Here is a 5,779-nt window from a genome sequence, read left to right on the forward strand (position 1 = left end):
GCCCCACCCACAGCGGCTGAGACGGCCCCGGACCGCAGGACGGTCCGGGGCCGTGCGCTATTCCTCCTCTTCCGGTTGCATCGGTGCGTCCCAGGTGTCGTTTGTCGTGTCATCCGGATCGGAAGGATCGAACCTTGATCGGATCTTTTCCGCTGCCGCTGTCTTGCCGTGGAGCCCGGCTATATGCGCGAGCCGCTCGGCGAACAGGTCAAGATCCGTGTCGTCCGGGCCGAAGCCGATCCATTCGAGCAGTGTCTCCAAAGAGAACTCAGGCCCGGACGACTGGGGCGGTTGGCTCATATCGGTGGTTTCCGCGTATCCCGGCCCGTCGTACTCGGGGTTGTACGGCGTCCCCACAAGGTGCTGGAACGTGGGAGCGACGGTGTCGTTGTTGGCGGCTGCGGACAGGCTGGCCAGGAGTCCGATACGGTCCACCGCTCCCTCGACCTGGTCGTCGTTCTTGGCCAGCCACCACACGACCGCGCTTCCGGTGTCTTTCAGCACGTCGTCGCCGAGGTATGTGCGCTTGTTGCGTTCGTAGTTGCGTTCGTGCTCCCAGAGGTCCTCGTCCTTGCGGACGTCCGAGAGCCTGGTGAGCCGTTCACGGTCGGGCTCCGGGAGGACCAGCGAGACATCTTGCGCCATCGCCAGGACTCGGCCCGTCGGATCTGGACGCATGGTGCCCAGCGTCGCGTCCAACTGGTACTGCACCAGCGCGCAACGAGTGGGTTGCTGCTCCCCCGTCACCGCACGGGCACGCCGAAGGACTGCGTCGACTGCCAGCCCGCCGGGGTTGATGAGAGCAGCGTCCTCTCCGGCCTCCAGCGGAATCCACCGGACCGTCGCAGAGAACGAGAAGTCGTAGTCGGCCACCGCGCTCGGCAGCGCGACACGGGTTACGCGCTGTTCCTGTCGTTGTACCGGTGGAGAAGCCGCATCCGGTTCAAGGGTGAGCTCATGGGGAAAGCCCTCGGACTCGCGGGTGAGCGTTCTGTTGATGATCAGCGCGACGACCACGAGCAGGGCCATGGACGCGGGCCAGGCCCAGAGGGGCCAGCCCGACCAGAGGCCGAGTATGACGAGCATCAGCCCCAGGATGACGGTGATGAAAGCCGTCATGGTCTTCTGGCCTGAACTCATGTTTACCCCCGTCTTCTGTCAGGCGCTGACGCCAAAGGGCTCGAAGCCCTGGGCACTGTTGATCTTCTGGAGAAGGCCGGTGGCGGTGTCGGTCCGTACTGATGTGTGGTCGGTACGGGCACGCGCCCAGCCTCGGGCCACTCGGTAGAGGCTTCCCAGGGTGGAACTGTCACCTGCGCACGCGGTGACCAGCACATCGAGCACCGGATCGCGGTGGTGGTCGTCCTCACATGCGGTCAGCCACCGGTCGGCGTCCGGTTGCCAGCGCTCCCAGGGCCATTGGCGCAGGATCCCGGCCCAGCCGGAGACGAGTGCGGCGCATACGCTCGCGGACTTGATCAGCCGGGTGGGGTCGGCCATTGCCAGGAACAGAGCGGCATCGGCTTCCCCATGGCTGCCGGTCATCTCCGTGTTGAGCCGGCTGAGCAGAAGTCGGTACAGACGGTTGTCGCCGCGCACCATGGCGAGCAGCGACCGCTGTGCCGCCACTCCCGCGGGCCCCCTCTCCCGTCGCGCCAGGTGATGCAGGCGGACCATCGCCTGGTCGGGATGGGTCTGCGCCATGACGTCGGTACACACGAGGACCAGCACCCTCTTGAGGCCCTGACTCAGTTCGGCGTTCTTCGACCAGTCGTAGATCTGCTGGCGGAAGAACCGGCCGTACCGGTCGTCGCCAAGGCCGTTCGCCAGGACCCGGGCGGCGTCGGGCATGAGGCGCAGTGGAGCGTTCTGCCCCGTCCACCGGGTGGCCAGCCTGAGCAGATCCTCCGGTCGCCCCGTACGCAGTCCCTGTTCGGAGAACCGGGCGATCACCTGGTCGCGCTCCTTCTGGCTGAGTGCCATTCCTTCCAGGTGCTTGCCGATCCAGTCGCAGAGCTGGAGGCGCAGATCCGGGAGGTATGTCCAGAAGTGGTCCCGTACGGCACGGTCGTAGCCGATCTCACTGAACCGGACGTGGCCCGAGGGATGGGTCTCGGCGCCGATTTCCCTGAGCTCCGCCTTGAAATCGTTGTGCTCCAGCCGTGGGCGTTCGTCGGGCGGATGCCGCAGGACCCCGAGCAGAGCCGTACTGGCGCTGAAGACCGTTGCGGGCGCGGTGTCGTGGAACATGGCCAGCGCGAGGAGCAGTGCACGGCGTGTGCCCGTGTGGCGCGTGGACAGATCTCCCGCCACCCGGGCCGTCTGATCCGTCACCATGGCGAGAGCGTCGCTCAGCCAGCGCGGAAAACCTTCTTCCGTTCCCATACGGTCGCGATTTCGGCTGATCCGGTCGGACAGATCGGCCACGTCGCGGAGCGGAGCCCTGGCCAAGTAGGCCGTGAGTTCGGGAGTGTCCAGTTCGGCGTCCGAAGGGGCGATGCTGTCGTGGCGCAGGTGCACGGTCAGCACTCTCCGCGCGGGCGGACGCTCGATTTCGGCGGTGAGCGGCCGCAGATCGCTGCGTAACAGATAGCCGAGGTGGTGCGGGAGGACCACGGTCAGGTGGGCCCCCTCCCCGATGAGCTTCTCCCTGAAATCGGAGAGCTGATTCTGGATCTCCAGAAAGCGGGTCTCGTCCGCCCCGGAGAGATCGACGAGCAACCGGTCTCCGCCATTGATCGCGCCATTGTCGAACGGGGAGGAGGAGCCGTCGTCCACCGTGTCGGGCAGTTCATGGAAACTCCCCCCGGCTTCGGGGAGTTCGTGCAGCAGCATCAGGGCGGCTGTACGCAGACCGCTGCCCGGCCGGCCGGAGAGCAGCACCGTGTGGTGCGCGCGCAGTACCTGGCGCGCTCGCTGGAAACGGCCGGGAGGGACAAAGCACTGGTAGAGCCGTTCACGGTCGTCCTTCGCGACGGTGCGCGGCCGTTGGCGGGTCTGCTCGCGCAGGCTTGCCGAGAGGGCTTGCAGATAGAGGTTGACCTGTGTTCCGTCACCGGTGTGTACCGCGCCCCGGGCCTCGTTGATGTACGCGCTGTGGTTCCAGGTCACCGTTCGTCGTCCTTCCGGGGAGCGCGAGGACCGAACTCGTGCCGGATGGACGTGTGGCGGCCGTCGGCGATGTAGCTGGCACCGTCCCCGGTGAACCGCGGCTCATGGACTTGGGGACCGTTGCCGGTGTGCAGGGGGCCGTGCGCTTCGTTCACGAAGGTGCCCACCGAGCCGCCGACCTGGCCGATACCGCCGCTCTGGCCGGTGTTGTGGACGCCGGGCTCATCGACGACGGTGGGCGTGGGCGGCGGAGCGGACTGAGAAGCGGGACGGCGGTCCAGCGCCGCCAGCTCGGGGATCTGACGTACGAGCCGGTCACCCAGCCTGGACACATCGGAGTCACTCGTACGTACTGAGAACCGTTCGTACTGACACTCCGCCAGTTCGGCCAGCGACGCGGGAAGTCGGCGGGCATCGAGCTGTTCGGCGTTGCGCCCGATCAGGAGAGGCACCACCAGAGTGCCGGAGGTGAGAGCCTCCTCGATCTCGCGTCGGACCCAGTCCTGCCGATTCGCCAGGGCCCTCCTCCCGGCGTGCTTCGGATCCGGCGCGTCGATCCAGTGTTCGTCGACGAGAGCAAGCAGCACACGGCTGCGGCGCACGCTGCCGATGAGCGCGTTGATGTAATTGGCGCCCGGTTCGATGGATTTCGCGGCGAGGAAGACACTGTCCTCACCGAATCGGGCGGACAGCCGTTCGTGGCACATGTACGCGGCTTCCTTGCCGCCCTGGGTCCGGTAGTTGATGAAGACTTCATGCATTGCGCTGTCCTCTCCAAGAGGCTGTGGCCGTGGATTCGTGGCTATTGGTTCGTGGCGCGCTGAGGGCTCGTCGTGCGGGTCAGGACAGTGGCGAGATCCGGGCTCAGCTCTCGCACCGCGGCAGTGTGCGGATGTCGTCCCAGCGTGTGTGCGAGCCGGTGCAGGTCCGCGAAGATCGTCGCGGAGTGGGTGAGCCGCACCGAGTGGAGTACCTCGCGTGTGAGCCGGCACGCGTGGTCGACGTCACCGGCGGCGGCATGGGCGAGCGCGCGCCTGACCCCGTACCGGGCCCGGGTGCGCAGTGCGTGTTCCGGAATACGCGCATGCTCGCGGTCGAACACCTCCGCGGCCTGGCCTGGCCGACCCAGGTCGTACAGGCACCAGCCGGTGAACATGGACACCACGTCAGGCACATGGGACGCGCCCAGCACCGGTGTTCGCGGATCGGCGGTGTCCTGGGCAAGCAGGTCGCGTGCTCGGTCGAGGCTGCGCATGCTGGCGTCGTACTGGCCGTCCGTCGCCAGGCTCTGCGCCAGATGCTGGGCGGCGAGCCCCCGGACACGGGGTGACGCATCGCTTTCAAGCGCCTGCTCCGACAGTTCGACCGCTTCCCGCACATCGCCGCGGTACAGACAGATGAGGGCGCGCCGGACCAGGGCGTAGCTGGCGAGTCCCGGATCGTCGCCCGCCCGGGCGAGAAGTACGGCGCGACCGGTCCACCACAAGGCCGACCGGTCATCCCCCGACTCCTGGGCCATCCACCCCGCGTACTCGGCGTAGCGCGACGCGAGTACGAGAATGGCGCCACGCGTGCGCGGGCCGGTGCGCTTCGCGAGCTGTTCGAGGGTGCGCGTCTGCGCGATGAGCGGTGGCAGGACACTTGCCGGGCCGGACGCCTGACCGATCCGCCTGAACTGGTCGAACAGCACGCGGGACGCATCCACCACCGTCTCCGTGCCCGCGCCCGCCGGGTCGTGCGTTCCCAGTCCCTCGGCGCGCGTCGCCAGTACCGAAGCAGCTCCGGCAGCGATCACGCTCCGGCGCCTCACTGCCTGGAACGAACTCGATCCGTCCTCGTCCAGGTGCATCAACCACACCTCACCTTCGTCACCGGAATCGGGCAGAGGTGCGTTCACCGCCTGCCGGGGTACGAGGTCGGAGAGCGCTCCTCCGGCCGCCAACTGGACGTCGCAGAGCCGGGCCAGCTCCGGTGTGGGGCGCTTGAGGCCTCTCTCCACCTTGCTGAGCTGGCCCTTGCTGTAGTGCACGAGTTTTCCAAGTTGCTCAAGCGACAGCGGCGCCGCGAGGCGCCGCCGTCGGAGTTCACGCCCGAAGCTGTTCGTCTGATTGAGCACTTCAACCTCCGTCACTCGGCGGCCGGGCTGTCGGCGAGTGACCCGAATCAGCGTGCGGCAGCCCGTAGAGCGGAACAAGGCGAATAGGGACGTTTCCCGTTTCCTCTTGGGGAGGGAACCGAAGCCCGCGCCATGTGTCGAGACGGCCACGGGACGTGATGTCCGATATCGCACCGCGTCTGCCACTGTCGGTGGTGTCTGGTAGGTATGGAGCTGTGAGCAGCGATGACAGGCCGGGTGGGAAGGGGGAGCCGGAGCAGCTTGCGCTTATTCGGGAGAGCGTGCGGAAGGCGAAGGTGCCGCGGGCCAAGCCGCGGACATGGCGGGGGGCCGCGCTGGCGGGGGAGTTGCCGGTGGCGCGGGTCGTGGTGAACAAGGGCGTGCTGCATCTCGACCAGTTCTTCGACTACGCCGTGCCGGAGGAGCTGGACGAGGCGGCGCTGCCGGGGGTGCGGGTGCGGGTGCGGTTCGGGGCCGGGGCGCATCAGGTGCGGGGCGGGCGGCGCGGGGGCGGGCGGCTGATCGACGGGTTCGTCGGGGCGCGGCGCTCCG

At 67.7% G+C, this 5,779-nt stretch carries 5 protein-coding genes; 1 reads left to right on the plus strand and 4 read right to left on the minus strand.

The window, feature by feature from the left end; genetic code table 11:
* Window positions 1-57 precede the first annotated feature (57 nt).
* Genes WH07_RS13000 through WH07_RS13015 form a run of 4 tightly spaced genes read right to left on the minus strand, consistent with a single transcriptional unit; the run spans window position 58 to window position 5,227 of the window.
* On the minus strand, window positions 58-1,140 hold the full coding sequence (locus tag WH07_RS13000; protein WP_157877332.1) for a hypothetical protein: 1,083 nt from the start codon (window positions 1,138-1,140) through the stop codon (window positions 58-60).
* 18 nt (window positions 1,141-1,158) lie between these two features.
* Window positions 1,159-3,111 carry an nSTAND3 domain-containing NTPase gene (locus WH07_RS13005; protein ID WP_052744354.1) on the minus strand — a complete coding sequence of 651 codons (1,953 nt, stop codon included), beginning with the start codon at window positions 3,109-3,111 and terminating at the stop codon, window positions 1,159-1,161.
* On the minus strand, window positions 3,108-3,872 hold the full coding sequence (locus WH07_RS13010; protein WP_046499744.1) for a toll/interleukin-1 receptor domain-containing protein: 765 nt from the start codon (window positions 3,870-3,872) through the stop codon (window positions 3,108-3,110). Before WH07_RS13010 ends, WH07_RS13005 begins: the two co-directional genes overlap by 4 nt.
* 41 nt (window positions 3,873-3,913) lie before the next feature.
* A complete protein-coding gene (locus WH07_RS13015; RefSeq protein WP_046499746.1) occupies window positions 3,914-5,227 on the minus strand; it encodes a helix-turn-helix domain-containing protein in 1,314 nt (437 codons plus the stop codon).
* A 158-nt stretch (window positions 5,228-5,385) separates the two neighbouring features.
* Between WH07_RS13015 and WH07_RS13020 the strand changes: the two genes are divergently transcribed.
* Window positions 5,386-5,779: primosomal protein N' family DNA-binding protein (locus WH07_RS13020; protein WP_456300494.1), on the plus strand; the 394-nt coding region annotated here is incomplete at its 3' end.

This window comes from Streptomyces odonnellii, assembly GCF_000981895.1.
In the GTDB taxonomy this organism is placed as follows: Bacteria; Actinomycetota; Actinomycetes; order Streptomycetales; family Streptomycetaceae; genus Streptomyces; species Streptomyces odonnellii.

Coding starts and splice junctions, on each gene's coding strand:
- WH07_RS13000 (WP_157877332.1), bottom strand. CDS start 1,140: ATGAGTTCAGGCCAGAAGACCATGACGGCTTTCATCACCGTCATCCTG.
- WH07_RS13010 (WP_046499744.1), bottom strand. CDS start 3,872: ATGCATGAAGTCTTCATCAACTACCGGACCCAGGGCGGCAAGGAAGCC.